This window comes from Haloferax sulfurifontis ATCC BAA-897, assembly GCF_000337835.1.
GTDB lineage: Archaea > Halobacteriota > Halobacteria > Halobacteriales > Haloferacaceae > Haloferax > Haloferax denitrificans.
The window spans coordinates 32,675-57,526 of the sequence record NZ_AOLM01000006.1 but is presented as its reverse complement, the minus strand read 5'-3'; the positions used below and the strand labels follow the sequence as shown (position 1 = coordinate 57,526).

The following is a 24,852-nucleotide window of genomic DNA, read 5'->3' as shown; positions in this document are numbered from 1 at the left end:
TCACGAGCCATCCAGTGCGAACTGATCTTGGCTCTCCACACTTCGACACGATTTTGCCATTTTCTCAAGAGGGTACGGGTATGGTCGCCCTCCAGACCGCTCCGCCACAACCTGGCCCCGCGGTCGCCGCCCTCCTCGACTTCGTCCTCCTCGGCACGATCATCGGGACGATCGGAAACGCCGTCGTGAGTCGACTATCGAACCCTGTCGGGAAGTTCCGTCTATTGTACGCCGTCGTGCTCTTCCCGATAACGCTACTCGCATACGGCGTTCTCGCGCTCCTCGGATTTGGGCCTGCTCTTGTGGCGAACCTTCCGGGCCTCCCGAGTGTTCTCGGCAGTATCCTCACAAACATCGTCGAGTTCTCGGCTGCGGGACTCGTTTGGCTTGCGAGCTACGCACCCACGATACCTGGTGTTCGAGAGGTACGCGACATCGAACTGTCGACGGGCCACGCCCTCGTCAAGATGGCCCGCTACGTCCTCGGACTGAGCGTCGTCGTGGCGGTGGTAATTGCACCGCTCCAGCTCGTGCCGTCAGGCGCATCACCGCTCGTGCTCGTGATCAGCCTCGCAATCATGGGTGTTGTCTTCCTGTACGCCTCTCCGTGGATCGTTCCGGTCCTTCGCTCGACGATCGACGCGACCGACGAGGTGGCTGACCGAATCGCTACCCTCCGTACCCGTGCTGGTCTCGAGGTTCGGGATGCGCTTGTTCTCGATACCGACGACGAGGAGACGGCCAGCACCCTCGTTCGTGGGCCACCGGGGTATCGACGACTATTCATCACGAGCACGTTCCTGGACGCCTTTGACGACGAAACGGCGACAGCACTGTTAGCGATAGAGGCAGGTCGTCTGAACTCGCACGTGTTAGAGATTCGTATGAGTACCGCAATCGCTGCCGGAGTTGCGCTTGTCGCGTCGGTAACCGGTGTCGGCCCGAGATGGCCCATCCTCGGCGTATCGCTCGGGGCACTTCTGGTCGGATTCTGGCTCTCCCGTAGAGGGGTCAGGTTAGCCGACGAGTATGCAGCCGAGCAGGTCGGCGCAACCACTGTCGCCGAGGCACTCGATAGATACGCCGAGACCCACGCGATGACGCCAACACGACGGCGTGTCCCAAACCCACTCTCGGTGAACGTCGCGCTCGGGGACCGAATCAACCGCCTTGATCGCAGGACTGACACCTGAACACGGGTGGCTCTGTCGAAATTCACCGTTGTTGATGTTTGGGCCGTGCTGAATAGAACGCACGTATCGGTTACTCGTCGTCGCGATCGGTGTAGAAAATTGCGCGGTAACACGATGTCGTGACATCTGCGTCCTGTCCCTGAATCTGTCCACTCAGACGGTGGCCGTAGCTGGTGGCTGGGAGTTCCTGAATCAATTGTCCAACACCAGAACTCATGAGATGGCTGGAAAGGGAATCGCGGTTTCTACTAACACCGGCTACTCGAGCCAGAACAGGTCTTCGACGGCGCAGTCGAACTCTCCCGCGAGTTTCAGCGCTAGTTCGAGGCTCGGATCGTACCGGCCACGTTCTATGGCGTTGATACTTTGGCGGGTGACGCCCACGTGCGCAGCGAGTTCTCCCTGTGTAAGGCCGCGTTCCTCACGCCGTTCACGGACGGCGTTGTTCATGCGGCGCGCGCGGACTCGTACATCGTGCTGCCGACGTGGACGAACGCGAGCACGGCGACGAAGAATGCGATAGGGGTGAGCCAGAGCGGCCACTCGACGACGCCGAGCGCCCACAGCGCGGTCATACCAGGGAAGACGAGTGCCGAGACGACGCCCATCACACCGAGGGTACGCTTGCTCGCGGCACCTTGTTGGCGGGCGTCGCGCTCGTCGAACAACGGCCCGTCGTAGCGGCGGAAGGTGAGCAGCGCTGCGAGCGCCAGCACGACGAACGCGCTGACGCCGACGAGTTCGTAGCCCGCGACGATGCCGCCTGCGAGGGCGACGCCGGAAAGCGCCCAGAGGCCGATATACAGGAGTCGATACGTGCGTTCGGTGCTGGTATTCGGGGACATGATGGATGTTTCGATCGAATGTAAAGCTTGCTTTACAGTAAAGTATACTTTACATCTTCTATTGAATCTACCGGTTGTCTCCCGACGGCCTCGGCGGGACCTGCCCATCATCTTACGTTGAGAACACGAGAACAATTTGTTTCCAACGTTTTATACCTTCTCCTCACGCGCTCTCGGCTATGGACCCTCACAAGACGTTCGCCCTCGGCACACGTCACCTTCCACGGGTGGTTCGTTGACCTACGAAGTCCTCGTCGTCGGTGGCTACGGCGTCGTCGGCCGTACCGTCTGTCGGACGCTCGCTGACCGTGGCGGCTATCGTGTAGTCACCGCAGGTCGCTCACCCGACCGGGCAGCTGCGTTCGCCGCCGATCACGACGGTGTCGTTCCGGGAACGGTGGATCTCAACGCCCCCTCAACGTTCGGCCCGGCGCTTGAGAGTGCGGACTGTGTCGTCGTCTGTGTGACGACGGATGACACGGCCTTCGCCAGAGCAGCGCTCGAACGCGGCGTCGACTATGTCGACCTCTCGCCGTCCGACGAATTCCATCGCGCGGTGGAGGGACTCGACGAGGTGGCCCGCGAGGGGGACGCGACGGCCGTCCTGAGCGTCGGGCTCTCACCGGGTGTGACGAACCTCCTCGCAGTGGACGCCGCCAACCGTCTGGACGACGTCGAGCGTGTCAGACTGGGTGTCCTCCTCGGTGTCGGGGAGGACGTGGGACGGGACACGTACGAGTGGGCGGTCGACCGCTCGTACGGGAGGTTCGCGATCCGCGAGAACGGCACCGACCGTCTCGTGGCCGCGCTCTCGGAGCCGTGGACGGTGACACTCCCCGGCCACGGCCGACGACGGCTCTACCGCTACGATCTCGCGGACCAGCACGCGCTCGCTCGGACGACCGGGTTCCCCTCGGTAGGAACGTGGCTCTGCTACGACTCGCGGCTGGCGACAGCGCTCCTCGTCGCCGGCGCTCGGACGGGGGTGACCGGAACGCTCGTCGAGCGGTTCGGCCGTAATCGTGTGGTCGATGGACTGGTGACGGCGGCCGACCGCTCGCCGCTCGGTGGCGACCCGTTCGTCGTGGTGGCGGCTGTATCCGGAACCAACGAGGGCCGTCAGAGCACCATTCGCAGGTGGGTCCGCGGCCACGACCAGGGACGGGCAACGGCGCTCGTTGCGGCCGCATTCACCGCGGCGCTTCTCGATACAGAGTACCCGACAGGTGTCGCTCACGGGCACGAACTGTTCGACGCGTCCACAGTCAAGCGGACGCTCCGCAATTATGGCTTTCGCGTCGGCGAGGAGTCGAGAACCCTCGACTGAATACTCCCCTACTCTTCGCTCACTGCCAGCCCCCGCGCGAACGTGTCGATGACGAAATCCCTGACCTCGGGGTAGTGGTCCACCCCGATATCCTCTTCGTGGAGGGTAAGGTACGGCACCGCGCCGACGGCACGCGCGACGAGTTCGGGGTCATCACCGTGGACCGCGCCGGCCTCCACGAACGGGTCTGTGAACGCCCGAATGGCTGCCACCTCCTCGGCTCGCTCGATCTCGCGTTCCTCGGGCGTCCGGTACTCGCGTAGCCGGTCGAGTTCGTCGGAGACGATGAGCTGGCGGACCAGCGGGTTTGTCTCAATCTCGTCGAACAGGAAGCGCAGAAACTCTCGGACGACGGTCTCCGGGTCGTCGCCCTCTGTCACGCCTTCCTCGGTCAGTCGGCGGGCGATAGCCTCACCCTCCGCGTCGAGGACGGCGAGATAGAGCGCCTCCTTCGAGTCGTAAAACTGGTAGAACGTACTCGTCCCGATGCCGACCTCGCCGGTCAGGTCGGCGATAGTCGTCTTGCCAAGCCCATACTGCGCGAACAGTGTACGCCCGGCGTCAAGCAGGTCTTCCTGGATGCGCTCGCGTTGGTCGTCGGTGAACCCCTTCATATCTCATTCCACGAATCAGGAACGGATATGTCCTGAGTTTCCGACCGGGGAGTCGTCTCCGTCATCAATCGGCCCGTCGGAGAAACAGCCGGAGGAGGCCGGCGATTAGTGCCACCTGAACGAGGAGGACGACTGCGAGGTAGCTCCCGATCGCGCCGAGCGCCGCACCGCCCAGCACCGCGACGGTCGCCTTCGCGGCCCAGTACGGCGGGAGAACGCCGGCAAGGAACTGAAGCGGTTCGGCGACGAGCGCAATGGCCGCGACGGGCGCGATGATGAGGAATCCGAGGAGTTTGCTCACGCCGACACCCTCGACGGTGTTGGCCGCGAAGCTCGCCATCAACAGGCCCGCGACCGCGGTGTGCAACGAGGCGACGAGCGCGATAGCAAGGTACGGGACCAGCGGGAGCGTCCCGAGGTTGACCAGCGGCACCATCACAAGCGTCGAGACGAACGCAAGGCCGAGGAACACTGCGCCGCGGTAGGCGAGGTAGCCCCGTCCAGTGAGCGGCGTTGCTCGGAGTGCCTGGAGGACGCCCTGCTCGCGGTCTTCGAGCATGAAGAAGCCGGCCGCGAACCCGAGCGTGCCGGCGGGGGTGAACAGGAACGCGGCGAGTATCTCGTCCGAGTAGGCGGCAAGGTCGACGAAGCCGACGGCGGCGTCTATCGGCGCGACGCCGAATCGAGCCAGCAGGCCGAGGAGGAACGGCGAGAGCCCGATGTAGACGAGCAGCGGGTCGCGGATCCAGTTGCGGAGGTCGGTCACGGCGAGCGTGGCGACGGGGCCGAGCGACCGCCCGGCGAGCAGACTCCCTCGTTCCACCTCTGCCGTCGGTTTCCGTTCGGTCTCACGAACGATATGGCGCTCGAAGGCTCGACGCGCCAGCACGTAGGCGACGCCGATACCGACGAGGAGGTAGCCGACGGCGTATGCCAGTTCCCACGCGGGCGTCGCCTCGAATGCCGCCCCGATGAGGACGAGCGAGGCCTGTGTCGGAAACAGGTAGAACAGCGCGCTCTCGACCACCGCGAAGTGGTCGAGGAGCGGGAGCGAAAGCGGGACGATGTAGACGATGGCAGTCAGGAAGTAGGCGTTCAGCGAGTCGAATCGGGCGACGGCGACGAAGCCGACTAGGACGAATAGCCCCGCGGTCAGCCCCAGCCCGAGCAGAAACCAGACGGGCTGGAACGCCGAGCCGTGGACGAACAGCGTGATGACGAGCGCGCCGAGGTTGGCGATGAACGAGAGTGAGAGCGTCTTCGAGACGAGATACTCGTCCGCACTCAGCGGGGATGACACCAGCGCGTGTAGCACCCCCTCGTTCTTCTCGAACAGGACGAGTGCACCGACGAAGTAGAACCCGAGGAAGCCGGGGTCGGCGAACAGCACCATCACCAGTGTGGCCGTCCGCACCGACTCAGGGAGGCCGCTCAGGCCTAATCCGAACAGCATCGTGACGATGGCGTAGACGGCGTAGAAGCCGTAGCGGAATTGCAGGCGGCTGTCCCAGCGCAGCATCGTGGAGACGGACATCTACACCAGCTCCCGGCCGGTGACCGCGATGAAGACATCCTCCAGCGTGGCCTCACTGGAGTGGATGCGTTCGACCCGTGTCGCGGCCAGCAATCGGTCGAACGCGGTGTCGGTCCCGATGGTCTCAAGATCAAACTGTGCCGTCTCCAGCACGCCATCGCTGCGGTACTCCACCTCGACCAGTGGCGCGCCGTGGCGCTTCTTCAGCGCGGCTGGCGCGTCCACGACGGAGATCTCTCCGTCGACGATGAACGCCACCTCGTCACAGAGGTCGTCGGCGACAGTCATGTCGTGGGTCGTGAGGAACACCGCCGTCCCGTTGGCCTGCAGGTCGCGGACGATATCGCGGACGTTCCGGGCGTTCGTCGGGTCCAGCCCCGAGGTCGGTTCGTCAAGGAACAGTAGGTCTGGGTCGTGAACCAGCGCCCGGACGAAGTTCAGGCGCATCCGCATCCCTTTCGAATAGGCCTCGACACGCTGGTCGGCGGCGTCGAGCAGCCCAACCATCGAGAGGAGGTCCTCCGGTTCGCGCGTCTCGCCGTCATACAGCGCCGCGAACAGTTCGAGATTTTCCCGCCCGGTCAGTTTCAGATACTGGTTCGGCGACTCGGAGGAAACGCCGACGCGTTGATAGTACGCCCCACCCCACTCGCTCACCTCGCGCCCGAACACGCTCGCTCGCCCGTCGTAGTCCTCCAGCAAGCCGATTAGGACCTTCTGTGCGGTACTCTTGCCGGCCCCGCTCGGGCCGAGAAAGCCGAACACCTCGCCCTCCGTGATAGTGAAGTCCAGTCCCCGCAGGGTCGGTTCGTCGTTCCCCGGATAGGTGAAATGCAGGTCCTCGACAACGACGGCCGGCGGCCCGCCACGGCCCGTGTCGTCGTCCGTCGTGTCGGCTACCGCACCGTCCGCCGCCGTCTGTGCGTCGGGCATAGTCATCAGTCACTTTCAAAAATACAAAACATTATCGTTCTCAAGTTCTCAATTACAGTATGAGACTCGTTAGAGCCGTTTCGACGCTCGGGATCGGCCACCGGCCTCGTAAGCATCAAGATCGACGACACCGCGACTCCCCACAGTTGCAGAAACGCCTATTCACCGCTCGAACCCTCCCGCGACCATGAGTACAGGCACTCTCCGGCTGGCCGACGTCGGGTCGCTCACCGCGGTCGCCCTCTCGCTCGTCCTCGGACTACTCACGCTCCCGGTGCTCCCCGCAGAGGTGGCCATCCACTGGGCCGCCGACGGCTCTCCGAACACCGTCGTCCCGGCACTCCCTGGTGTCCTCCTGACACCCGCCATCGCCCTTCTCGCGTTCGGCTACTTCCGTGGTGGGACCGTGATCGCAGGGTGGGAGGTCCGACTCGGCCCACGGGCCGGCTTGAGCGTGGTCGCGGGCGTAGCCTACCTCCAGGTCGCACTCAACCTCAGCCTCCTCGAGAACCCACTCCTCGCCATCGCGCCCGGCGCCGTGGCCATCCTCGTGGCGACGTACGGCGCACGTATCGGAGCCACCACTGGATGACCCTGCGAGGCGTGTACCGCAGGTGACCAGACCCGCTGGCCGCAATGGCATCCTCTCCAGCACGTTGCAGGAGTCTATCATTGTCACGCAGCACCCCGGATGGGGTCGTCAACCACCAGTTCGTCCGGGATTGGTGGCTGGCACGCAGCATCCACCGACCGAGTTCCTGTCTGCGTACCGTACCGCTGTTCGTTCCCGATCGACACCTGCCAGCGGTCGTACGTAAGGTGGACCCACTCGCTCCCCAATCCGGTGTCCCTTCCACATCAGCAAGCCAGAGAGCGCGAGCGCCGGAAACACCAGCACCTGTACCACGAGTTCGACGCTCGGGACGTCTCCCACCGGCGAATAGAGGTACACTCCCAACACCGTCGCCAGGACGAGGTGTCCGAGTTGCTGGCGCGAGCGCGACCAGATACTTCGTACGCTCATCAATCCATCCCGAGTACGCTACTGCCGTTGTTACTCATCGTCACACCTACCCAGTCCGTGAGCAGGCGTTTCCAGATTCACCCAACATGTTGGGCTAACATTCTCACCGAGATGACCGAACGATTCATATGGACAAGATGACCCGAACGACCCACTCGAACCGATCTGCCGAGACGTCTCCCGAGACGGCCACCAATACCCCGCAGACGAGCACTCTCGGCCCGCGTGCGTACCTCGTGTTCGCCGTGGCGACGCTCCTCGGACTGACCCACCACCTCGACCATGTGATACGGGGCAACCACGTCGGCTGGCCTATCACTCCCGAAGTGAATCCGTTCACCTACAGCCTCGCCATCTACCCGCTGGTGGTGCTGGGGTTCACGCTCTCGCTCACCGGCCGGGCCAGCGCGCGCTATTGGACCGTCGTGATGACGCTCGGTGCCGGGATGCTGGTGTTTTTCCACCTCTCACCGTGGGCGGTCGAACCGCCGGGGGACGTGATACTCCCCTACGCGAACCCGCTGTTTGGCTACCTCGCGTTCGCCGTCTTGCTCGCACTAATACTCGTGGTCGTGGTCGGGGCGCTCTACTCAGTTCTACTCTGGAGGCGAGAACTGGCGTAACGACTTGCCGCCCAACGGGTGGACAACTGCTATACGCCGCCGCTACCACGCAGGAGGTGTGACGTGTGAGCAGCCAGTCGACACGAGGGACAGCCGGTGATTCAGGCTCGGTTCCGCCTGTGGCTCCGCGAAGAGCTCTGGATCACTGAAGTGTCTCGGGCGTTCCCGGACGCGACCCTCCGGCTCCTCACGGGCGTCCCACTGGACGACCGGACGCTCGAACTCGGTGAGACGCAGGCCGAAGATCCGATGGCAGTCACCGAGGCTATCTGCGATCACCCGGACATCCTCGAACACGAACGGCTGCACTGCGACGCCGAGCGTGCGCTCTCGAAGTACGTGACGCGCGATCAGGCACTCTTCGAGTTCCTCGGGGCGAGTTCACTCCTCCCCGAGTTCCCGCTGGTCGTCGAGGACGGTGTGATGACGTTCGGCGTTACCGCGACTCGAGAGGAGTTCGACGCATTCGGCGACCGCCTGGACGTGAGTGGGTTTTGCTACGAACTGCTGTCGGTCACCCATCGTGAGGAAGGGGGAGGCCCGCTCACCGGCCGGCAACTGGAGTGCCTCACGGTTGCCGAGCGGATGGGCTATTTCGAGGTGCCACGAGAATGTACGCTGGCCGAGGTGGCCGACACGCTCGGGGTAGACCCCTCGACAGTCAGCGAGACGATTCGACGCGGGGCCGCACGGGTGCTAGAGCAATTCTTCATGGAGCAGCACCACTCGGGATGCCGGTGACCCCTGGAGCCAATCGTTCGAGACGGTGGGTGAGTAGCAGCTTTAATAGGTTGTCTGATCGCAGAAAATGAGCGTAATTGCGGCCCAGATAACCGCGAATATCATTATCCCAACCCCGAACAGATAGTACGGATTGGTAAAACCGGGACTGTTGAGGAACATCAGCAATGCAAACCCTGCTCCTAACAATATGACAACTGTACCCCGAACATTCGGGTGATTGGCTTCCTCCAAATAGTCCCGAACTGTCCCCATGACAATAGGATACTCATTATTTCCGATACCGATTGTGGTCTGTGAGATCTGGATCCTCTCTCAATTCGAGATCTGCTTGAACAGATTCTGACGCAACCTCGGATCGCGGCCATTTAGTCGAGAATTCACTAGAACGAAGTGCGACCGACTGCTGAATACATCTCTCTGTAGGTTGAACCCACTTCTTGTCAATACCCGAACCACGCGGGTAGATTGCTCGAACCATACAGAGTGGGCCATTTCAGAGGTGGCCGGTCTTCTCGAGGGTGACCGTGACCTCCGGCAGGAACGACTGCCACGCTTCGGATTCTTGGGTCGAATATTCGAGGATCGGAGGCTCGAACTCGCCCCGAACGTACCTGGTTCCCGCCCCACGGATGTCGTCACCGTGAAGTTCGTACGTCTCGCTGGCAGTTCCGCCTGGTTCGAGTGTGTGGATCAGCGGCGTGTCCTCCGTGCCGTAGTTACTGCGACTCGTTGCATCGACGTACTGACTCTCCTCGTATCGACTCGTCCAAAGGAGCGTCCCCCCGGCCTCTTCGGTCTCGAGCGAGGGGACGAGTTCCAGTAGTCCGAACGGCCAGATACCCGTGTTCCGTACCCGTATTGGCGCTTCTCCTTGATTCGTGACCGTGAATTCGAGACGGGCAGGGTGCTCAATGACGGCGTTAGGCTCCGTGATACTGACATCTAGTCCGACGGGAGCTGATGACTGACCCACCCGAACGTCCGTAACGGTGTACTCGGTCGCCCCCAGACAGCCCGAAAGACTTGCCATCGACGCGGCGGCAGCGCCGAGCAGCGTCCGTCGCCTCATCGGTCGGCCTCCGTGATTTCCTCTACAGGAACGTGTCCGTCCGTCACCGAGACGAATATCTCCTCAACCGTCTCGTCTGGTCCGACGCCCGTTTCAGTACGGAGTTCCTCGATAGAGCCCTCAGCGACGAGCCGCCCCTCGTGGAGAATACCGATCCGATCGCAGACAAGTTCGACCTGCCCGAGCACGTGACTGGAGAAGAACACGGCGACCCCACGTTCGTTCTCCTCGTGGACGATCTCCCGGACGGTCCGGACGCCGTGTGGGTCGAGCCCGGTGAACGGTTCGTCGAGGACGAGCAGTTCCCGCTCGCCGACGAGCGCCATCGCGAGCGCCAGTCGCTGCTCCATCCCTTGTGAAAACGTTGCCACGGACTGGTCGACCGCGTCCTCCAGTCCCACTCGATCGAGGAGCGTCTCCGGGCTATCACCGGCCCGTTTCGTGTCGATGATGAACTCCAGGTGTCGACGCGCGGTGAGGCCGTCGTAGAGGCTGTATCGATCGGGTAGAATGCCCAGCCGATCGTGGACGTCGACGACGTCTGTCAGTGGATCACGGCCGAGGACGCGGACACGGCCATCGGTGGGTCGGATGTAGTCCATGAGGATACCGATAGTCGTGGACTTTCCAGCCCCGTTGGGACCGAGGAAGCCGTAGATCTCGTCACGCTTGACGGCGAGATCGAGGTTCTCGACGGCGGCCATCGATCCGTAGCGCTTCGTCAGCCCCTCGGTTAGAATCGCGACGTCGCTCACACCGCATCATCTCGCGTAAAGAGGTGGCGAGCGAGTCCCAGCGGGACGACCAGCCAGGCGAGGAGTACGAGGAGACCGACGGCCTCGTGGAGGTAGACTGGGGCCGTACCGGGAGGGAACGTCGCCTCGACGACGTACGCGTTCGTCGACGTCTGAGGCTGGAGTTTCGTGAGGACGTGGCTGTACATGTTCGCGGAGTTGCCGACGCCGAGTAGCCAGTTCGAGACGACGTGATACGCACCCGCCGGGGAGAGCCGAAGTAGGAAGAACAGCGGCCCCGAAGCCGGCGGTTCGAAGGGATTGACGGGAATCCCGGTCATCTGCGTGAACACAGTCGTACTGATTCGTGTCCAGAACAGGACGAGCGGGAGGAAGACTCCCGCGAAGACGGCTCCGGCGGCCGTCACCGCTCTGCTGACGACGGCGGAGATTGAGACAGCTAGCGAGACGAGTACACCGATGTACAGGAGTGTCACGATGACAGTACCGAGGAACAGGAACGGATCGAAGAGTCCGTGGTCGACCAGTCCGATTCCAGCTATGACGAGAAAGGCGACGGAGACCGGCCCTGCGATACCGGCCGTCCGTCCGACGACTTTTCCGAGGAGCACATCAGTCCTCGTCAAGGGGAGTCCGAGAACGAACTTGACGCTCCCGGAGGTTCGTTCACCGACGATCGACTGGTAACTCAGGAGGAGAACGCCGAGCGGGAGGAGCACTGTTCCCGCGACCTGGACGTATCCAGCGGTTATATTCGACCCGAGGCCATCCCAGCCGACGTAGCTGGGCCGATAGCCCCAGAGGACGAGGAGGACGGCGAGCAGCCAGACGCCCTTGGAGGTCGCGACTGTTCGGGCTTCTTTGCGAGCAAGCGGGGACCAACGCATTAATCTGTCTAATTCTACATGAGTGATATATCTTGTCGAGTGTGCCTCATCGAGGGAAACGACGAGGCACTCGACCTGTACTATCCGTAAGAGACAGCTCTACGGATAAGCAAGACGAGTGCTTCGGGGTCAATCCCCGAGGTGGTTCACGGGAGATATGTCGCAAGAAAATTGATTAGGCGGTCGAGTGGTTTGTTAATCTGCGCATCGTCATTCTCATCTTCGTCCGACTGGAAGTCCGAATCTGAACGTTCCATACTTCCCAATTGGATTGTAGCTGGCTGTATCTTGTGTTGTCGGCGGGGTATATCGTCTCCACGACGCTCCTCAGCCGGGATAATACGCCAGAAACCACGCGAACGCGAAGAGAGCGGCAAGGATCAGCGTGCAGACGACGTACCAAATTGCCGTTACAGCGAGGACGATTCGACCGTCCAAGCCAGATTCGGTCGGTTGCCACCAGCCGTATCGCGGAACTACAACACTCCCAATTATCCACCCGCCGCCAGCGAGAACGAGTGTTACTCCGAGAAACCACCAACTGATCTGCACCCGTACGACGTAGTTCACGAGAGCACCAGCGAAGATGAGGGCGACGTGGATGAAGGTGAAGACACCCATTCCTCCGACGTAGTTGAAGACGATGTAGTCGAACGGCCCTGAGTCGAAGAGTCGTCGACAGTTCGAACTCACCAGCATCGGCGAGCAGAGAACGCCCATCCCGACGCACAATCCGACGAAGCTCCCGATCGCAACCGAGAGAATGGAGGGCATTACGAACGAAACCGGGAGTAGTCGTCAGAAACCACCCGCTCTGGCATCTCTATCGTTCCGTGGTCAATTGAGCAGGGTAATCGGTACGAGGCAGGATTTTCGCTGTGCATCCCTGAGAATCCAATCATCGACCACTCCCAAGTGCCGCTGTTAGCGCCCGAATTTGTCCCCAGCCGTTCTGCAGGAGTGCTGCGGGAAACCGCCGTCGCGCTCCAGCGAGTGCGTCTGTGAGGGCAGTCGGTGCGTTCTCGAACAGTCCGGTTCCATGCCCGACGAGAATTCGTTCGGGTGAGACATCTTCGAACGCGCCCCGGGGTGGAAAGAGACGACACAGGAGGTACGTCCCCAGTCGCTCCTCTCCGACAGTGAACAACGGTGCTGTTCCCAGCACGTCCGGGACGTACAGCGTTCCGTCAGCTTCGCGGTACGCGATAGCCTCGTCCCACCCAGGAAACGGCGCACAACGACGGATCTCGAATCCAGAGGTTCCGATATTCTCGACCACGTACTCGGAGGGATTCTCGATTTGCTCGGCTACACGAGAGAGCCACTGGGGGAGGAAGACCGGAACGTCGTGGCGGGCAGCGAAGGTATCGGCATCGCGGGCGTGGTAGTTCGAGAGAACGACGACGCCAGTCACCTCACCGAGCGTCTCGAGTTCGTCGTCGATTCCGGGGGCGTCCAGCGGGTCGACGACCCAGACACCGCCGTTGTCTCCGACGAACGCGTGACTTGCTCGCATCCCGGTTTCATCGGGGTATGCGAGCCATCCGAGGCCGCCGGACCACCGATCGATGATCACGGGATCTTCCGGCGCTCCCCGATCGTACATCGGCATCGTCACTTCTCGGGGAAGACGGAAGCCGGCTCTCGCGCTTCGAACGGCCCGACGCGCTCACCCGTCGTCGCGTAGCGATACAGCGCCGTCCTGACGATAGCCGTAACGGTCTGAGAACCAACAATTGCGGCGACGACGATGAGCCCACCGACGACGAGGGCGCCTGCTGCGATGGCTCCGTGAAGCACGAAGTAGCCGACGGCCAAGAGCACGAGGCCGGGGAGGGCTGCGATGAGGAAGATGAGACTGACGCCGAGCGTTGCGGAGACGCTCTCACCCCACGTATCCGTGAAGAGGGAGCCGCTTCGGCGGAGCTGTCGCCGAATCCCCGTCTCGTGGTCCAGAACGATGACGGGGACGATGAAGTACGTCAGGAGCGCCCACGCGAGATCGAACACGAGTCGTGCAACGCTGCCGATTGCTCCGAACTTCTCGTCGAGGATGTAGAGCACAGTGCCGAGGGTCGCCGCGACGACCGCCCAGAGCGCAATCTGCCGCCGGACACGCCACGCAGCAGTGAGCCCGTCTCGGACAGACGTCTGCTCGCCGTCGAAGACCCGTGACGCACAGTGGACGACGGCCGCGTTGAAGAACGTCGCCACGCTCGAGGAGATCGCAAACGCGCAGAACAGCGCTCCGTACTTGTAGAGGTCGTTGGTGAACAGCGAGTCAACAATACCAAACTGGAACGCGACGGCGGTGAGGACGGCGAACGCACTGCCCACAGCGAGCAGGCTTAGGGCGGGGAGTACCGCAAGGCTCGTATGCTGTCTGAACACGTCGAGGCTCTCGGTCGTGATGTCGAGACTACGTCTGTACTTGGAGGGCATGGTGCTGGCTACTCGTTTTCACGAGATAAATCACGGGGAGAGAACGCTGCCCGGCGGAGCACCACATTTCTGTGCTGCGTAGCGAGTAGTATTTCGTAGTACTCTCCGTCATCGGTGCTAATGGGCTCAGACGAAGCGAACGACAGCGTGGATGGGAAGATGATGGGTGTGGGTATTGCGATTGGGGCTGGTATTGGCGTTGCACTCGGAGTTGCGATGGACAATATTGCATCGGGTATCGCCATCGGGATGGGCATCGGTATCGCTATCGGCGCCGCGTTGGCGAGCCGGTAGACAGGGACATCTCCAGAGCGGTAGAGTGGTGTTGTGACCGTATCTACGCCGGGTCGTCTTCACACTCCTGACCGCCCCGCCCCACAATCGAATGACCCGTCCAGGACGCCAAGTTATCTGTGACGCTGTCGTACCACTCGTATGAACACTCGAGGTCGGTTCGCGCTGGCAGCCGGGTTCGTCATCCTCTCGGGCCTCGTGAGTCTCATCGCGGCGCCGTCACTTCCCGACCAGGTTGTCTCGAACTGGAACGCGACCGGCGACCCGAACGGAACGATGTCAAAGATGGTCGCACTGTGGCTCATTCCCGCACTGACGGCGGGCCTCGTCGTCGTGTTTGCCGTCATCCCCCGAATCGATCCACTTCGAGAGAACATCACCGAGTTCCGTCCCTACTACGACTGGTTCGTCGTCATCTTCACAGGGTATATGTTCCTCGTTCACGCCGGGATCGTCGCGTTCAATCTCGGGTACGAGTTCGACTTCGTCTACCTGATTCTCGTCGCAGCCGCCGGCCTTCTCTACTACAGTGGTGTCCTGGTGACACACGCGAGACGTAACTGGTTCGTCGGTATCCGCACGCCATGGACGCTGAGCAGCGAAGAGGTCTGGAGTCGGACGCATGCACTCGGAGGACGACTGTTCAAGCTCACCGCGATACTGACGCTGATCGGACTCCTGTTCGGTGACTACGCCATCTACTTCCTCGTCGTGCCGGCCCTCCTGACCGCCGCCACGACGGTAGTCTACTCGTATTACCTGTACGAGCGGATCGAGCAGCGTGGGGATTCGCCATCTGAGGCGGAGGTCTGACCTCAAACCGGTATCCTCGATGTCCGTAACGTATAGGGGGCGCTTCTCAGAACTATCCTGTAGTCTCCATGCCCTCCACAACTAGTTCGGTCGCCATCGAAGCGATCGATCTGACGAAAATCTACGGCTCCGAGACCGCACTCGACGGAATCTCGCTATCCATACCGGCCGGAACGGTCTATGGTTTTCTCGGACCGAACGGCGCCGGGAAGACTACTACCATGCGTCTCCTGACCGGGCTCTCAACTCCTACTTCAGGCGAGGCTCGTATCTCCGGGACGCCCGTCGAGGATCGCCGTGCACTCGTTCCACACGTCGGCTATCTCCCCGAAACACCACCGCTGTACGAGGAATTCAGTGCCCGCGAGCAGCTCGAGTACGTCGCCGACCTCAGAGACATTCCCCCTGAAGCTGCTCGGAAACATATCGATTCGCACCTCGATCGCTTCGAGCTCACAGACGATGCCGGGAAGCGAATCAGTTCGTACTCAAGGGAATGAAGCAGAAAACAGCGTTTATCCAGAGCGTCCTTCACGACCCGGACGTTCTCTTTCTCGACGAACCGACGAGTGGGCTCGATCCCCGGGCCGCACGAACCATCCGTCAGTCGATCACCGAGTTCGCCGACACGGGAACGACCGTTTTCCTCTCGACACATATTCTCCCCGTCGTCGAGGAAGTTGCAGACACTGTCGGCGTTCTCTTCGAAGGGCGACTCGTCGCCGAGGGCACGCCGGACGAAGTGAAAGAACGTGCCGAGACCGGAGCGGGCAGTACGCTCGAAGACGCCTTCCTCGCTGTCACTAGCGACGTCGACGTCGCCGCCGGGGCGACAGCCGAGGGTGACGGATGAATCTGCGCCAGGATCTTCGCCACGGCGGACGCATCGGGCGTGCTGAATTCATTCGAAGCGTCCGTGGTTATGCCCGAGACACTAGACGAATCCTCGGTCTCGCCGTTGCCCTCCTGTTCTTCGGCGGGAACCTGCTCTTTCTGCTTCCCCCGATCTACGTGCTCGGGCGGAGCGCCCGGTCAATTGCCACAATACCGTACTTCGAGCCAGCGGCGACACTCCTCCCGGTCGGTCTCTTCCTGCTCGGTGCGTTACGTACCATGGAGCGTCTCGGTAGCGTCGATACCGAGGATCTCCTCCTCACAACCGTACATCCCCGAGCCGTCGTCGTCGGTCTCATCACCGCGGAAATCGGGAGGCTGTTGCTCTGGTTCGGAATTCCACTCGTCGCGATCGCCGGAGCGTTCGCGGTCGGCCTCGGCTCACCGATCTTCCTCGTCACGGCGGGCATCGTAGTCGTACCGATTGTCTGTTGTATGGCCGTCTGGGGCTACGCCGTGGGTATCGGTGTTCTCCGCGTTCTCCGGCGACTGCCGACCGTTCGTCGCATGCTCAAAGTAGGCGGTGTGCTCGCACTCATCAGCATCGTCATCCTCTCGCAGGTCGCGGCGCGATATCTCGTCACCGGGACTGTTTCAATCGAAACCCTGCTGTCTCTCCTCTCGTTCGCCCCGCTAGTCGACTACCTTACTCTCAGCTTGATCGGTACACCGGTTTCGATCACGGTCACGCCGATGGCAGTGGTCGTCCTCGTGACGTGGATCGCGCTCACACCGGTCGGTCTGGCTGTCGCCGAGCGCCAAGCGACAGCACTCTGGTTCACCGATGATCCGGTTCGCACTGGCACAACGGACACGTCGTCGGAGACGGCCGTATCGTCGGGGGGATTCTCACCCCCGAAACCGTTCTCGTGGACCAAGGCGGGCCGCATCGCCTGGGGATACCTCCTTCGGGCCGTCCGGCATCCGCAGGAGTTCTCGCACCTGCTCATGCTGGTCTTCCTGGTGGGACCGATGGCCGGGACGTTCTTCCAGAGTTCATCGGGCGAGCGCTTCCCGCTACTCGTTGCAGGAACGGGCGTTCTATTCGGGGTGTACTTATCTGGAGCAACGTTCGGACTGAATCCCCTCGGTGACGATCGCCCGCAGTTCCCGCTGGTGCTCCTCACCGAGACGACTCCCCGAACGTTTCTCCGCGGACGGGTGCTCGCAGGCCTCGCTGTCGGCCTACCGTTCGCCATCCTCGTTCCGCTCGCCAGCATCGCAGCCGGAACACGACCACTCTACGGGATTACATTCGCGACCGTCGGGGCTTGGTTCAGCCTCATGGCTGCATTGTTCGCTCTGGGACTCGGCTGTGCGTATCCGATCTACGAGGAACGTGAACTCTGGGGCGCAGAGACCGTCGCTCCGTCGACGCTCGTACTCATTGCGTATTCGTTCGTCGTGATGGGGGGAACGTTCATCGGGCTCGGGATTACTTGGTTCGGGCTCACTGGCAATCTGATCGTGACTGGGATTCTTGTCGTTGGGCTCAGTGTGTACCTCCTTCCGACGGTCGGTCTTCCCATCCTCTCGTACTGGTATTCACAGCGGATATATCGACGCTACGTCCTCGATTGACCCCTCTCAGGGACTCGAAATCAACCTCCGAGAGAAGCTCTTATCACTCGACCGTCGAATTGTGTTCACTACCTGTGAATAAGCGATTATCGTTGGTTTCCGGAGTCGGAGTCGGTGTGTTGCTCGGCTACAGTTTTGGTTTCAAGCAGGGTGATCTGTGGATCGGGATCGTTCTCACGCTGGTTTGGACGATCAGTGGCTACGGGTTTCTCGCATTTCCACAATATCGGACCCGGTGGTCAGGTTCTCACAATAAATTCTGGTATACGATCCTCGGAGTCCTCACCCCGATCATAATGCTGTTTCCGCAACACAGTTCGCTTCTCACTGAAGGATTGACAGTAATGCTTCTCTTAGGTGGAATCTGGATTGGCGGTGTCTATGCGGGGATCGCCCTTGAACAGACATCGACTGCAGCCCCCGAGACGTGAATAACAGTACAACTCCAGGGTGTCATAGAAGCGTTGCCACGGTGATTTAATTTCACGATCTCAGAGGCAAATCAGCCGTGAGACTCTGCTCGCACGTTGAGCTACGGCGGTGACGCTGGTGGTGGCAAGGACGGCTGATGTGAACTGGCCGAACGGGCTCCCTAAGGGATTCCTTCCCCCAATATATAAAGTACATCCAAGCGGTGCAGACGAATATGGTTGAAGCGGTGAGTACTATTGTCGGGATACTTCTACTTGCTACCTCTTTGTGGTTGGGCTACCGAGCCATCACCGCCGGGATACTCTACCGATCTGTGTCGGCAATCGAAGACGAGAGTCCATCAACGCTCGTCGATGGCGAGACCATCGCCATAGAGGGGACGGTAAACGTCAGGAACTCACCGCCACTAAGCAACTCTTTTCCGATCAATGAGGCGAAGTCGATTGGTGCGTACGTGTGGCGGCTCAAGGAATCCGAGTCCTATAACTACAATCTTGATGCCGAAGAGCCCGGAGCAGATATGAATATGATTACGTATGCATCCGGGATTGAGGCCGGAACGTTTTCGGTCGACGATGGTCAGCGCGAGATTCGTATCAACACAGACTGGTTGGCTGAGACCCACGACAGCGCCGATATCACAACAGTGTCTCCGGAGTGGACGGTATCGACCCGGTTGTCGGAGCGTAGCTGGAGATCGCAATACATCCATCTGGAGGACCACTGGATCGCCAACTCCGTTGCCGATGTAGAGGGTCTCTTCGGTGCAGATGCCGCCGCCGAGAGCCGAGACGATGAGTATTTCGAGGCGAGAGCTATCCTTGACGGTGAGATGCTGGCGGTCTGCGGGGAAGTCACGGTTGATCAGGGCACCCCCGTGCTCCAGGGAAGCGACGAGACCCCGCTATTACTTTCGGATCAAGGGTTTGCTGAATTCAGTAGAAGTCTTCGCCGGCAGCTCCTAAAGTACGGACTGGCCTCGGGTGGGTTTGCGGTTATCGCCAGCCTCTCGCTGGCAAACGGATTGGAGATTGTATGAGATGCGCCGCTGTCGGTTGCTCAGCGAGAGACGGTGACACAGGAGCGCCACATACAGACGGAACACACGCGGCTGCTACTGGTACTGGTATCGCCCCTCACGATTTTACACCAAGAGAGTCCGTGCTGGTTCTTACCAGACTCTGCTTTGAACGATCCCTGTGTAGGTGTGAGAAGTCTTCTATGACACCCTCGTAGAACTCTGATAAATTTATAGTGTTTCAAAAAATTGCTCACATTATGGCAATTCCAAACTGGCTCTGGCCTGATGGTGAGTTAGGAACGGAGGTCCAATCGGATAATGTCATAGATCCCTCCGAACTTAAAGGCGCAACCGACACTTTCGCTGTTCTGTCACACCCCACTCGGCTTGAAATTCTCACACATTTATTTGACCAGTCGAGACCGGTTTCATACACGGAACTACGGAAATCAATTGCAATTCAGGATAAGGGTAGGTTCAACTACCATCTTCGACAGCTGGAAGATCTTGTGCGTCCTTGTGAAGGAAAGTACATTTTATCTCAACGTGGTGCGGAACTCGTCCAGAGTGTTCTGAGTGAGAAACGGCTTCTCACAGAAGAATAGCCACCACTGGAGAAACCAGTTTCTCCGAATCTTTACGGTGTTTTTCTTCTTCACAGATCTACTATGGTCGTTCAATCTATCAACTGGAGCCTCCACCAAAGGGATAGATATGGGTACTGATACTACGACATCGTCATCTACTACTGTCGATGAAGCCGTTCAATTTTCTCTAGAGGGTATTCGAGCTGGCTTTCTCGAATGTATCCCTGTCGCTCTTGGCGTGGCTGGTTATGGGATCGTCTTTGGAGTCCTTGCTCGACAAGCAGGATTGAGTATTGCCGAGTCCGGACTTATGAGCGCAACTGTCCTCGCAGGCGCAGCACAGCTGATCGCTATCAAGCTATGGGAAACCCCTCTTTCGGTGAGTACAGTTATCGGAACGACAGCTATCGTTAACCTTCGCTACGTGCTTATGGGAGCGGCACTTCGTCCTTGGTTCAAGCAGCTGTCTCCTCTCAAAGCCTATGTGAGCGTCTTCTTCACAGCCGATGAAAATTGGGCACTCACGATGGGGAAGCTCAAGTCCGGGGAACAACAGGGCGCCTATCTTCTCGGAAGTGGCCTCACAATCTGGTCGTTCTGGATACTCGCAACGATAATCGGTGCTGTTGCAGGTGGAGTTATCGGTGATCCAACCGAGTATGGACTTGATTTCGTTCTGACTGCTGTCTTCGTTGCTATCGCCGTAGAACTCTGGGAGGGGCGATCAAGCGTACTTCCATGGGGAACGGCGTTCACTATCGCTGTTCTTAGTGCGCAGTTTCTACCGGGACGTTGGTACATCCTTCTCGGCGGATTCGCTGGATTTTTGCTGGAGGTGATTCGATTCGATGACTAATCTTCAATTGGACCCATTTGTTGTCGCTGTAATCGTCGGAATGAGCGTCACGACATATTTGACGAAAGCAGGTGGATTGTGGTTGCTTAGCCGCATCAACCTCTCACAGCGGCTCGAATCAGGACTCGAAATACTGCCTGGTGCGATAGTACTCTCCATTCTCGGCCCAGAGTTAACTACATCTGGACCAGCAGAATGGAGTGCCGCCGCTGTTGTCCTCCTCATAGTGTGGCGAACAGAGAACGTGTTTCTCGCACTCGTCTGTGGAGTGGGGTCTGTTCTACTATTCCGAAATTTGATTTGACGAGATCGGGAGTACAGGGCAACTATGAACCGGATATTTCAGTAAGTATCGTCGGAATGACGACGCCGACACCAATGAGTATCGCCCACTGAATCCATTCGCTGTCGGTGAATTGGCCTGAAATGAGCCAGAGAGTCGTCCCTAAGACGACAAACAGGAGGGTGAGGCGGGTATCTTTGAGGACCATGGTTTCTCGACCTGCTTCAAGACATATGAATTTTGTACATTAAGTTGTCGTCTCGAACTATAACGTACCACGCAAGCGACTGAGTCTACTTTTTCACAGAAAGTCTATCCTTGTCTAAGGACGACGGTGAATCGTGCAACTCGTTCCGATCCTTATTGAACCATCCTTGTTGGGTGTGGCTTTCGCGCTGACAGCCGTTATCTACGTCGGGAATTTGGTCGCGTTGAGCTACTGGGCCCGCGCGGAGGCCAGGACACGTAATGGGTCGGCGCTCTGGACATTCATATTTCTCGTCGCAGGTATCGGACTGATCTACTACATCTGGATTCGCTATGTTCGGAACGACTGGGAGTCACGGACGGAACCAACCGACCGGCGTGAACGGTTGGTCACCGCCTACTCGCTAGCTGTCCTGCTTTCGTTTGTGGTCGGCGTATTCGTTACGCCGCCAGACCCGGTGACGCAGGTCATGGCTCTTCCACCGCTATTCGTCGTCTCGTTCGTCGTCTCATATCTGCTTGTCACGCAAGGATCGGTCGGCGGTAGCGGCGAAACTTCTGTCTAAGCCGTGAGGGTGTTACGTAGTTCGTGGAAGTGGATCAGCTAGCACTACCAGTCACCGACAAGACAGAGCGACGGAATGGACCTCTGGTTTTGTGGGATTTACACCCACACCGAGCAGTAGATTCGTGGTATCACTACCGAAAAGAACGAACTGTTGATCTGCGTCTACACAAGGCTGAGGGATTGTCAAACAATATCGGCGGAGCGCCCCGTCACGCGCTCGTAAGCGAGCTCAAGGACAGAGATGGAACCAATCACGACCAATGCTGCGCTCACGAGATTCCAACCCTCACTCGTCATTTCAGCGAGGCCGAAGATACCGATATAGACGCCGAGAAGTCGGTTATACGACGGAATACCCTCGCGGATATTGATAGACATCCCAGCCGCAAAGACAGCAACACCGAGCAGGAGGGCTAATGTCCTCGAAAGTGGGGGCTGCGCGAGCACGAGTATCAAGACCAGTACCAGTACGACGAACGTAGCGATGAGACTCCAGTAGTCAAAGCTGTCGTGGAGGGCCATACCAAAAATGCCGAAGGATGCGATATAAAGTGTTAGGTTCATACTTATGTTACCCACAGTTTCAATAGGATATGTGTCGGATCGATGGGGCTCAACAGAGCCTTCTCGGTGGCTTAGAGATGAAATCGGTGAGAATTCCTGGTTGCAAACTCGGCCAAACCTGGGAAATCAAGGAGAGATTTAGGATGATGAGTTTCCCTGCTCGTGAGAAACTCTTTCTCCCAGTTTTCACAAATCGCTTGTTTTGAACCGTAGATAGCCGAGTCCGATTGGACCGAAGCACCACAGAGCTAGCAATAGAATCGCCATCCACCAGTCCACGTAGAACGGCGCGCTACTACCGAGGTACCGTTCTGCCTGTCCAGTGTCGAACCCGAGTCGTAAGAGTCGGTAGTACGATTCACCGGGTTTTAACAGCTGGAATAGTAGGGCCCAGTTCGGCATATCACTCAATACAGTAAGGTCGAATCGATGAAGGATTAGCAGCGTCAGCGAGTGAAATCCGTTCCAGAATAACACTAGGAGAACGTAACTACCAACCGATCCGAGAGTAATCCATCGGTCGACGGTTGTAGACATCGAGAGTCCGATAGCGATCCCGATAAACGCCGTCCCGTAGAGTGCAGTTGCGAACAAGAACCACGGATAGAGGAGTGCCCCTTCAGTTCCATAGAGATATGCACCGAGAGCCCCGGCAATAGTGAGCGATCCGAGCGTCGGACCGAGTAGGACGATTGTGCGAACAACGAAGGTTCCGACGACGAGATCCTTACGAGAGTTCGGGAATCCCAACGTAAGGAAGAGGCTCCCACTCGTCCGCTCGTGAACGATGGACTTGTATCCCAAGAGGATTCCAAATACCGGTAAGGTCGTAGCGACCAAGCCAGCCAGACCCCCAATGAGTGGCACGAACTCTGGCTTCCCAAGATATGTATGGGCGACTGTGTATCCCACCATAAGGACCGTCAATAATCCGAACAGAAGCCACACAGTCACCGATCTGCTGGAGTCCTCAATATCTTTGTATGCAATATCCAGCCAACTCATGCGAGATCACGCCCTACAAACCGGAGGTATGTGAGTCCCACTGGTCCGACAGTCCAGAAAATCAAAAGCAACAACGCTACCCACTCGTTGAGATACCACGGCCCATCAATCGTAGTGCTCGGATCGATGAACCCTGTCGTCACACTTTCGTAACTGTGTCCTGGCTCAAGAGCGAACAAAAATCGTACTGGGCCTGGAAGTCGACCATCAATAACGCCAGCGGCGTTTAAGCCGATTTCAAGGGCAGTAGATATCATATCCCATACGATAGCGAATAGAAATACCAGTCCGAATCCAAGGGTGACTGCTCTTCGTTTGGTAGCGACAGCTATTGAGATTGCGATACCAATTCCACTCCAGACAGCACCGAAAAGAATAGTCAACACCGTAAACGCGAGAAACGGCAGTAGGTTGAGTTCACCAAACGGATATACGACGAGGAGGCCAGCACCAACCATCGCAAACGCGATGGTTACTGCCAAAATGCCAGTTCGACTCGTGTACTTACCGATGACGACATCTTTTCGACTTTGGGGCAAGGATAACGACAACAATATTGAACCCGTTTCTCGCTCACTCACGACCGCGTTATAGCCAAGTAAAACTCCGATAAATGGAAGCATCGTCGTGATGGGATCAATGAGAAACCCACTGAATCGAGCCGTAGTAATAGGCTTCGTACCCACCACTGGATAGAGATATCCGGCAAGGAGAACGGCGAAAACAAGCAAAGCGAGCAGTATCTTCACCGACCGAGCACTTACCGTCAATTTTCGGTCTCTGTGGGCAATCGTTTTCCAAGTCATCGCTGTCCAACATCGGTATATTTGATGAACATATCCTCAAGCGATGCTTCCTCAGTCCGGAAATTCACGACATCGATACCAGCGTCACGCAACCCGACGATGATATCCATCTTTGCCTCGTTCGAACAGGTGACTTCGAGTGACGTATCGTCGTGTGCAACTGCAGTTTCAACGCCATCGATGGTTTTGATCTCTGATATCGTCCCTTCTCGAAGTTGATCGACAGTGATCGCCAGCTTCGTTCCACCGCCGAGAGCGTCACGAAGGCCTTCGATTGTGTCGACTGCGACGAGTTTACCATTCTGGAGGATTCCGACACGGTCACAGACGGCTTCGACCTGCTCCAAGATGTGACTCGAGAAGAAGATCGTCGCACCCCGTTCGTTTTCTTCGCGGAGAATCTGTCGCATCTCCGCTGCTCCGTTTGGGTCCAAGCCGGTACTGGGTTCGTCGAGAAGCAATAGGTCAGGCTCTCCGACGAGCGCCATCCCTAACACGAGGCGCTGTGCCATACCTTTCGAGTACTCACTTGCCTTCCTGTGAGCATCTTCCCGAATTCCCACGCGATCTAAAATATCGAGAGGTGCGTCGTCAGCATTTTTTGATCGAATTGCATATTCGATGTGCTGACGACCTGTGAGCCGGTCAAAGACTGAGTAACCTTCGGGCAATACACCGATTCGGTTTCGTGCCGCGACACCATCTTTCTGACAGTCGTATCCGAAAATTCCGACTGACCCTTCGGTGGGTTTTACAAAATCGAGGAGCACATTAATGAAGGTCGATTTACCGGCTCCGTTCGGACCGAGAAACCCGAATGTTTCACCCTCTTCAACGGTCAGATCGAGTTGATCGAGTGCGACTTCCGTTCGATATCGTTTGGATACGTCAGTGGCATCTATCGCAGCCATATTGAAAAACCTCAGACTGGCATAATAATGTGAAACGCCA

The 24,852-nt window shown here is 58.9% G+C and carries 30 protein-coding genes and 1 pseudogene; 15 read left to right on the top strand and 16 right to left on the bottom strand.

What is annotated here, in order from left to right; all coding sequences use genetic code 11:
• Window positions 1–80: 80 nt before the first annotated feature.
• Entirely contained in the window at window positions 81–1,193 is a 1,113-nt protein-coding gene (locus tag C441_RS04080; protein ID WP_007273930.1) for a hypothetical protein, read from the top strand.
• 258 nt (window positions 1,194–1,451) lie between these two features.
• Here the strand turns inward: C441_RS04080 and C441_RS04075 are convergent, their stop codons facing one another.
• Both C441_RS04075 and C441_RS04070 read right to left on the bottom strand, forming a co-directional pair.
• Window positions 1,452–1,643 (bottom strand): helix-turn-helix transcriptional regulator, encoded by a 192-nt coding sequence (locus tag C441_RS04075; RefSeq protein WP_007273929.1) that lies wholly within the window; start codon window positions 1,641–1,643, stop codon window positions 1,452–1,454.
• On the bottom strand, window positions 1,640–2,038 hold the full coding sequence (locus C441_RS04070) for a DUF2178 domain-containing protein (protein WP_007273928.1): 399 nt from the start codon (window positions 2,036–2,038) through the stop codon (window positions 1,640–1,642). The genes C441_RS04075 and C441_RS04070 overlap by 4 nt, the downstream gene beginning before the upstream one ends.
• Before the next feature lie 235 nt (window positions 2,039–2,273).
• Between C441_RS04070 and C441_RS04065 the strand changes: the two genes are divergently transcribed.
• Entirely contained in the window at window positions 2,274–3,365 is a 1,092-nt protein-coding gene (locus C441_RS04065; protein ID WP_161618811.1) for a saccharopine dehydrogenase family protein, read from the top strand.
• A gap of 8 nt (window positions 3,366–3,373) precedes the next feature.
• Here C441_RS04065 and C441_RS04060 read toward each other — a convergent pair whose 3' ends face one another.
• From C441_RS04060 to C441_RS04050, 3 genes are all read right to left on the bottom strand, one after another.
• On the bottom strand, window positions 3,374–3,979 hold the full coding sequence (locus C441_RS04060; protein WP_007273926.1) for a TetR/AcrR family transcriptional regulator: 606 nt from the start codon (window positions 3,977–3,979) through the stop codon (window positions 3,374–3,376).
• 64 nt (window positions 3,980–4,043) lie between these two features.
• A complete protein-coding gene (locus C441_RS04055; RefSeq protein ID WP_007273925.1) occupies window positions 4,044–5,513 on the bottom strand; it encodes a fluoroquinolone export ABC transporter permease subunit in 1,470 nt (489 codons plus the stop codon).
• A complete protein-coding gene (locus tag C441_RS04050; protein WP_007273924.1) occupies window positions 5,514–6,452 on the bottom strand; it encodes an ABC transporter ATP-binding protein in 939 nt (312 codons plus the stop codon).
• Window positions 6,453–6,633: 181 nt separating this feature from the next.
• Between C441_RS04050 and C441_RS04045 the strand changes: the two genes are divergently transcribed.
• The 3 genes from C441_RS04045 (at window position 6,634) to C441_RS04035 (ending at window position 8,834) form a co-directional block, all read left to right on the top strand.
• The gene (locus C441_RS04045) at window positions 6,634–7,038 is read left to right on the top strand and encodes a DUF1648 domain-containing protein (RefSeq protein WP_007273923.1); all 405 of its coding nucleotides are present in this window, start codon (window positions 6,634–6,636) and stop codon (window positions 7,036–7,038) included.
• A 569-nt stretch (window positions 7,039–7,607) separates the two neighbouring features.
• Window positions 7,608–8,093: a hypothetical protein gene (locus C441_RS04040; protein ID WP_152420688.1), complete on the top strand. Its 486-nt coding sequence runs from the start codon at window positions 7,608–7,610 to the stop codon at window positions 8,091–8,093.
• Between the two features lie 96 nt (window positions 8,094–8,189).
• Window positions 8,190–8,834, top strand: coding sequence for a helix-turn-helix domain-containing protein (locus tag C441_RS04035; protein ID WP_007273921.1), 645 nt, complete (start codon window positions 8,190–8,192; stop codon window positions 8,832–8,834).
• A gap of 496 nt (window positions 8,835–9,330) precedes the next feature.
• On the opposite strand, the gene C441_RS04025 is transcribed toward C441_RS04035, so the two are convergent.
• The 6 genes from C441_RS04025 to C441_RS04000 form a co-directional block, all read right to left on the bottom strand.
• On the bottom strand, window positions 9,331–9,906 hold the full coding sequence (locus C441_RS04025) for a hypothetical protein (RefSeq protein ID WP_007273920.1): 576 nt from the start codon (window positions 9,904–9,906) through the stop codon (window positions 9,331–9,333).
• The gene (locus C441_RS04020; RefSeq protein WP_007273919.1) at window positions 9,903–10,661 is read right to left on the bottom strand and encodes an ABC transporter ATP-binding protein; all 759 of its coding nucleotides are present in this window, start codon (window positions 10,659–10,661) and stop codon (window positions 9,903–9,905) included. Before C441_RS04020 ends, C441_RS04025 begins: the two co-directional genes overlap by 4 nt.
• Window positions 10,658–11,548 (bottom strand): ABC transporter permease, encoded by an 891-nt coding sequence (locus C441_RS04015; RefSeq protein WP_049920427.1) that lies wholly within the window; start codon window positions 11,546–11,548, stop codon window positions 10,658–10,660. Before C441_RS04015 ends, C441_RS04020 begins: the two co-directional genes overlap by 4 nt.
• Window positions 11,549–11,875: 327 nt before the next feature.
• Window positions 11,876–12,322: a hypothetical protein gene (locus C441_RS04010; RefSeq protein WP_007273917.1), complete on the bottom strand. Its 447-nt coding sequence runs from the start codon at window positions 12,320–12,322 to the stop codon at window positions 11,876–11,878.
• A gap of 124 nt (window positions 12,323–12,446) precedes the next feature.
• Window positions 12,447–13,160 (bottom strand): hypothetical protein, encoded by a 714-nt coding sequence (locus C441_RS04005; RefSeq protein ID WP_049920426.1) that lies wholly within the window; start codon window positions 13,158–13,160, stop codon window positions 12,447–12,449.
• A 2-nt stretch (window positions 13,161–13,162) separates the two neighbouring features.
• The gene (locus C441_RS04000; protein WP_007273915.1) at window positions 13,163–13,990 is read right to left on the bottom strand and encodes a DUF6159 family protein; all 828 of its coding nucleotides are present in this window, start codon (window positions 13,988–13,990) and stop codon (window positions 13,163–13,165) included.
• Between the two features lie 120 nt (window positions 13,991–14,110).
• On the opposite strand from C441_RS04000, the gene C441_RS19820 reads away from it, so the two are divergent.
• From C441_RS19820 to C441_RS20615, 9 genes and pseudogenes are all read left to right on the top strand, one after another.
• Window positions 14,111–14,284, top strand: coding sequence for a hypothetical protein (locus tag C441_RS19820; protein WP_007273914.1), 174 nt, complete (start codon window positions 14,111–14,113; stop codon window positions 14,282–14,284).
• A gap of 141 nt (window positions 14,285–14,425) precedes the next feature.
• Window positions 14,426–15,097, top strand: coding sequence for an SdpI family protein (locus C441_RS03995; RefSeq protein ID WP_007273913.1), 672 nt, complete (start codon window positions 14,426–14,428; stop codon window positions 15,095–15,097).
• 68 nt (window positions 15,098–15,165) lie between these two features.
• Window positions 15,166–15,950 (top strand): annotated as a pseudogene (locus tag C441_RS03990) (ABC transporter ATP-binding protein).
• Window positions 15,947–17,572 carry a hypothetical protein gene (locus C441_RS03985; RefSeq protein WP_007273911.1) on the top strand — a complete coding sequence of 542 codons (1,626 nt, stop codon included), beginning with the start codon at window positions 15,947–15,949 and terminating at the stop codon, window positions 17,570–17,572. Before C441_RS03990 ends, C441_RS03985 begins: the two are co-directional and overlap by 4 nt.
• A gap of 116 nt (window positions 17,573–17,688) precedes the next feature.
• A complete protein-coding gene (locus tag C441_RS03980) occupies window positions 17,689–18,003 on the top strand; it encodes a hypothetical protein (protein ID WP_239640805.1) in 315 nt (104 codons plus the stop codon).
• A gap of 215 nt (window positions 18,004–18,218) precedes the next feature.
• On the top strand, window positions 18,219–19,043 hold the full coding sequence (locus C441_RS03975; RefSeq protein ID WP_007273909.1) for a hypothetical protein: 825 nt from the start codon (window positions 18,219–18,221) through the stop codon (window positions 19,041–19,043).
• Between the two features lie 239 nt (window positions 19,044–19,282).
• The gene (locus C441_RS18905) at window positions 19,283–19,630 is read left to right on the top strand and encodes an ArsR/SmtB family transcription factor (RefSeq protein ID WP_007273908.1); all 348 of its coding nucleotides are present in this window, start codon (window positions 19,283–19,285) and stop codon (window positions 19,628–19,630) included.
• A gap of 109 nt (window positions 19,631–19,739) precedes the next feature.
• Entirely contained in the window at window positions 19,740–20,468 is a 729-nt protein-coding gene (locus C441_RS03970; RefSeq protein ID WP_049920425.1) for an AzlC family ABC transporter permease, read from the top strand.
• The gene (locus C441_RS20615; protein ID WP_007273906.1) at window positions 20,461–20,772 is read left to right on the top strand and encodes an AzlD family protein; all 312 of its coding nucleotides are present in this window, start codon (window positions 20,461–20,463) and stop codon (window positions 20,770–20,772) included. The genes C441_RS03970 and C441_RS20615 overlap by 8 nt, the downstream gene beginning before the upstream one ends.
• Window positions 20,773–20,794: 22 nt before the next feature.
• Here the strand turns inward: C441_RS20615 and C441_RS19815 are convergent, their stop codons facing one another.
• The gene (locus tag C441_RS19815) at window positions 20,795–20,959 is read right to left on the bottom strand and encodes a hypothetical protein (protein WP_007273905.1); all 165 of its coding nucleotides are present in this window, start codon (window positions 20,957–20,959) and stop codon (window positions 20,795–20,797) included.
• A 133-nt stretch (window positions 20,960–21,092) separates the two neighbouring features.
• On the opposite strand from C441_RS19815, the gene C441_RS03965 reads away from it, so the two are divergent.
• The gene (locus tag C441_RS03965) at window positions 21,093–21,524 is read left to right on the top strand and encodes a DUF7534 family protein (protein ID WP_007273904.1); all 432 of its coding nucleotides are present in this window, start codon (window positions 21,093–21,095) and stop codon (window positions 21,522–21,524) included.
• A 185-nt stretch (window positions 21,525–21,709) separates the two neighbouring features.
• On the opposite strand, the gene C441_RS03960 is transcribed toward C441_RS03965, so the two are convergent.
• From C441_RS03960 to C441_RS03950, 4 genes are all read right to left on the bottom strand, one after another.
• Window positions 21,710–22,048 (bottom strand): hypothetical protein, encoded by a 339-nt coding sequence (locus C441_RS03960; protein WP_083874876.1) that lies wholly within the window; start codon window positions 22,046–22,048, stop codon window positions 21,710–21,712.
• 228 nt (window positions 22,049–22,276) lie between these two features.
• Entirely contained in the window at window positions 22,277–23,095 is an 819-nt protein-coding gene (locus C441_RS03955) for an ABC transporter permease (RefSeq protein WP_007273902.1), read from the bottom strand.
• Window positions 23,092–23,901, bottom strand: a complete 810-nt coding sequence (locus C441_RS18895; protein WP_007273901.1) for an ABC transporter permease subunit — start codon at window positions 23,899–23,901, stop codon at window positions 23,092–23,094. Before C441_RS18895 ends, C441_RS03955 begins: the two co-directional genes overlap by 4 nt.
• Entirely contained in the window at window positions 23,898–24,812 is a 915-nt protein-coding gene (locus C441_RS03950) for an ABC transporter ATP-binding protein (RefSeq protein WP_049920424.1), read from the bottom strand. The genes C441_RS18895 and C441_RS03950 overlap by 4 nt, the downstream gene beginning before the upstream one ends.
• Window positions 24,813–24,852: the final 40 nt, after the last annotated feature.

Coding starts and splice junctions, on each gene's coding strand:
- C441_RS04080 (WP_007273930.1), top strand. CDS start 81: ATGGTCGCCCTCCAGACCGCTCCGCCACAACCTGGCCCCGCGGTCGCC.
- C441_RS04075 (WP_007273929.1), bottom strand. CDS start 1,643: ATGAACAACGCCGTCCGTGAACGGCGTGAGGAACGCGGCCTTACACAG.
- C441_RS04070 (WP_007273928.1), bottom strand. CDS start 2,038: ATGTCCCCGAATACCAGCACCGAACGCACGTATCGACTCCTGTATATC.
- C441_RS04060 (WP_007273926.1), bottom strand. CDS start 3,979: ATGAAGGGGTTCACCGACGACCAACGCGAGCGCATCCAGGAAGACCTG.
- C441_RS04055 (WP_007273925.1), bottom strand. CDS start 5,513: ATGTCCGTCTCCACGATGCTGCGCTGGGACAGCCGCCTGCAATTCCGC.
- C441_RS04050 (WP_007273924.1), bottom strand. CDS start 6,452: ATGACTATGCCCGACGCACAGACGGCGGCGGACGGTGCGGTAGCCGAC.
- C441_RS04045 (WP_007273923.1), top strand. CDS start 6,634: ATGAGTACAGGCACTCTCCGGCTGGCCGACGTCGGGTCGCTCACCGCG.
- C441_RS04040 (WP_152420688.1), top strand. CDS start 7,608: ATGACCCGAACGACCCACTCGAACCGATCTGCCGAGACGTCTCCCGAG.
- C441_RS04025 (WP_007273920.1), bottom strand. CDS start 9,906: ATGAGGCGACGGACGCTGCTCGGCGCTGCCGCCGCGTCGATGGCAAGT.
- C441_RS04015 (WP_049920427.1), bottom strand. CDS start 11,548: ATGCGTTGGTCCCCGCTTGCTCGCAAAGAAGCCCGAACAGTCGCGACC.
- C441_RS04010 (WP_007273917.1), bottom strand. CDS start 12,322: ATGCCCTCCATTCTCTCGGTTGCGATCGGGAGCTTCGTCGGATTGTGC.
- C441_RS04005 (WP_049920426.1), bottom strand. CDS start 13,160: ATGCCGATGTACGATCGGGGAGCGCCGGAAGATCCCGTGATCATCGAT.
- C441_RS04000 (WP_007273915.1), bottom strand. CDS start 13,990: ATGCCCTCCAAGTACAGACGTAGTCTCGACATCACGACCGAGAGCCTC.
- C441_RS19820 (WP_007273914.1), top strand. CDS start 14,111: ATGGGCTCAGACGAAGCGAACGACAGCGTGGATGGGAAGATGATGGGT.
- C441_RS03995 (WP_007273913.1), top strand. CDS start 14,426: ATGAACACTCGAGGTCGGTTCGCGCTGGCAGCCGGGTTCGTCATCCTC.
- C441_RS03985 (WP_007273911.1), top strand. CDS start 15,947: ATGAATCTGCGCCAGGATCTTCGCCACGGCGGACGCATCGGGCGTGCT.
- C441_RS03975 (WP_007273909.1), top strand. CDS start 18,219: ATGGTTGAAGCGGTGAGTACTATTGTCGGGATACTTCTACTTGCTACC.
- C441_RS18905 (WP_007273908.1), top strand. CDS start 19,283: ATGGCAATTCCAAACTGGCTCTGGCCTGATGGTGAGTTAGGAACGGAG.
- C441_RS03970 (WP_049920425.1), top strand. CDS start 19,740: ATGGGTACTGATACTACGACATCGTCATCTACTACTGTCGATGAAGCC.
- C441_RS20615 (WP_007273906.1), top strand. CDS start 20,461: ATGACTAATCTTCAATTGGACCCATTTGTTGTCGCTGTAATCGTCGGA.
- C441_RS19815 (WP_007273905.1), bottom strand. CDS start 20,959: ATGGTCCTCAAAGATACCCGCCTCACCCTCCTGTTTGTCGTCTTAGGG.
- C441_RS03960 (WP_083874876.1), bottom strand. CDS start 22,048: ATGGCCCTCCACGACAGCTTTGACTACTGGAGTCTCATCGCTACGTTC.
- C441_RS03955 (WP_007273902.1), bottom strand. CDS start 23,095: ATGAGTTGGCTGGATATTGCATACAAAGATATTGAGGACTCCAGCAGA.
- C441_RS18895 (WP_007273901.1), bottom strand. CDS start 23,901: ATGACTTGGAAAACGATTGCCCACAGAGACCGAAAATTGACGGTAAGT.
- C441_RS03950 (WP_049920424.1), bottom strand. CDS start 24,812: ATGGCTGCGATAGATGCCACTGACGTATCCAAACGATATCGAACGGAA.